The sequence below is a fragment of the Actinomycetota bacterium genome (assembly GCA_035540895.1).
GTDB lineage: Bacteria > Actinomycetota > JAICYB01 > JAICYB01 > JAICYB01 > DATLFR01.
The window spans coordinates 1-2,527 of record DATLFR010000123.1; the positions used below are offsets into that span (position 1 = coordinate 1).

Here is a 2,527-nt window from a genome sequence, read left to right on the forward strand (position 1 = left end):
GTCCTCGACGTGGGGTCGCCGGATGCGCGGCTCCTGCGGGCCGTCGCGGCCGAGGCTACGGCCCTCGGGAAGCGGGTGGGGGGCCGGTACCTGGTTCCCTGGCCGTCGCCGCGCGCCCGGCGCGGCCGCGTCGCCTCGTCGCGTGTCGACGAGCTGGCCCTGAGGGACCAGATGTTCGACGTCGTCTGGGCGGGGGGGTGGCTGCACTGCGCGGCCGACCCGGTCCGGGCCGCCCGGGAGCTGGCCAGGGTGACCCTGCCGGGCGGGACGTTGTTCGCGGTCCTGCCCGGCCCGGGCTCGAGGTCCTGGCTCCAGCGGGCGGCGCGGGACCTGCGCGCTCCGGGGCCGCTGCGCGCCTACCTCGACGCGTCGCGGGGGTTCGACGCGAGCTCGTTCGTCCGGACCCTAGAGGACCAGGGCTGCACGGTCACCTGGGGGCCGAGGGTGGCTTCGCCGCTGGCTCCCCTGCTCGGCCGACTCGCCCCACGGGAGCCCGCCTGGCGCCTGGCGGTGGCGCGCCTCCCCGGCCCCCGGACCGGACGGATGCCCATCGAGGTCCACGACCTGCCAGGTTGGACCCCGCGTCGCGTCGAGCGCCTGCTCGCCGGCCTCCCCGTCGCCCGTGGCTACCGGGTGGTGGTGAAGCCGCTGCGCTACAGGACCCGGCCCCACGTGCAGGCCTGGTGCGAGTTCGACGAGCGCCGCATCACGATCCAGGTGCCCGTCCCCTTCCGTCCCTTCACGGAGCGGATCCCGTACCGGGCTCGGCGACTCCCGGGGAAGGGGCTCAGGTTCGCCTGGTCGGTCCTCCGTCTGCGGTTCGACCGGCCGCACGAGCTGATCCGGTACCTGTACCTGCACGAGTACTACCACTGGTACCTGCGGGAGGTGCGCGGGCGCCCGAGCGCGGCTGAGACCGCGTGCGACCGGTTCGCCCTCCAGCGGATGTGAGCTCAGGTCAGGACCCGACGCGCCACGTGAGATGGCCGCGCATGGCGTCGAGGAACGCGGCGGGGTCGAAGGCCTCCGCCGGCGCCAGGACCCCGGCCCGGGGGGGACCACCGTCGGCGAGCCGCTGCAGGGCCTCCGCGCACGCGGCCGCCGTCATCCCGTACATGTCGTGCCCCTCGACCGTGCACCGCACGCCGTCCGCGACCGCCACCACCTCGTAGCGCCCCCTGCCTCGCTCCTCGGGCGAGGGACCGTCCGTCCCGGCGAGCGGCTGGGCCAGCGAGGCCGCCTTCCCGGCGCCCCGGATCAGAGCCGACGCCGCCTTCGGCAGGCGCATGTACGTCGACACGTTGCGGGCCCCCGTATGCCTCGGCACCGTGACCGGCTCTCCGCCGGGCCAGAGCGCGACGTTGGCCTCCCCCTCCGCGAACAGGAACCGCCTTCCGTCGCCGCCGATCCGGTCCTCGACGAGCCGGCCCTCCTTCCAGACCAGGCAGGGGAGGGCGGCGACGCGCATCCCGGTGCGCTTCGTCCCGCCCGACGCCTTCGCCTTCCGGATCAGGTAGTGGACGTCGATGCGGTCCGGGGTCCCGCCCGCCGCCTGTGCGGCCAGGGCGGCCGCCATATCGCCCGGGACGTAGTCGAACCCGATGGCCGGGACGACCGCGATCCCCGCCGACGAAGCGGCGCGGTCGTACCGCTCGAACACCGTCCGCATGAACGCCTGCTCCCCGGTCGTGTCGATGTAGTGCACGCCTGCCTCCACGGCCGCCCGGACGACGGGCTCCCCGTGGTCGACGAACGGGCCCACGGTCGTGACGAGTGCGTCGCAGCCGGCGAGAGCCCGGACCAGGGAGGCCTCGTCGCCCGCATCGGCCACCCTGCGCTCAAGATCGCCCGGCAACGCGTCGAGCTTCTCGCGGCTGCGGCCGATCGCGACGAGGTCGACCCCGCGGGAGACGAGCTCCTGGACCACCAGGGCGCCGGTGTAACCGGTCGCCCCGACCACCGCTGCCCTCACGGGGTGAGGACCGTCCGGATCACCTTCCCGGCCTCCATCGCCTCGAAGGCCGCGTTGACGTCGTCGAGTCCGGCCCGGTCCGAGATGAGGTCTTCCAGGTTCAGTCGACCGGCCTGCCACAGCCTCAGGAATCGGGGGATGTCCCGCTTCGGGTCGCAGGACCCGTACCAGCACCCCAGCAGCCGGGTCTCGTTGTAGGTGAGGAAGAAGCTCTGGACGGTGAAGTCCTCACCGAAGGGGGCGACGCCCACGAAGACCGTCGTGCCGCCGCGGCGGGTCAGCTCCAGGACCTGTCGCTGCAGCGCCGCGGCACCCACCACCTCGAACGCGACGTCGGCACCCCGACCGTCGGTGAGCTCGAAGACGGCGGTCTTCGTGTCCGTCTCCTTGGCGTTGACGGTGTGCGTGGCCCCGAACCGGGTGGCCATCTCGAGCTTGGAGTCGAGGGCGTCTATCGCGATGACCCGCTCGGCTCCCGCCAGGACCGCTCCCTGGATGACGTTGATGCCGACCCCTCCGCACCCGAGGACGGCGACCGAGTCGCCGGGCTGCACC

3 protein-coding genes are annotated in these 2,527 nt (G+C 73.8%); 1 reads left to right on the forward strand and 2 read right to left on the reverse strand.

Annotated elements, in window-relative coordinates; genetic code table 11:
* A partial coding sequence (locus VM840_06895; protein ID HVL81298.1) for a methyltransferase domain-containing protein occupies nucleotides 1–951 on the forward strand: 951 nt, incomplete at its 5' end.
* A 7-nt stretch (nucleotides 952–958) separates the two neighbouring features.
* Here VM840_06895 and VM840_06900 read toward each other — a convergent pair.
* A complete protein-coding gene (locus VM840_06900; GenBank protein ID HVL81299.1) occupies nucleotides 959–1,972 on the reverse strand; it encodes a saccharopine dehydrogenase NADP-binding domain-containing protein in 1,014 nt (337 codons plus the stop codon).
* A partial coding sequence (locus VM840_06905; protein HVL81300.1) for a zinc-binding dehydrogenase occupies nucleotides 1,969–2,527 on the reverse strand: 559 nt, incomplete at its 5' end. The genes VM840_06900 and VM840_06905, both read right to left, overlap by 4 nt.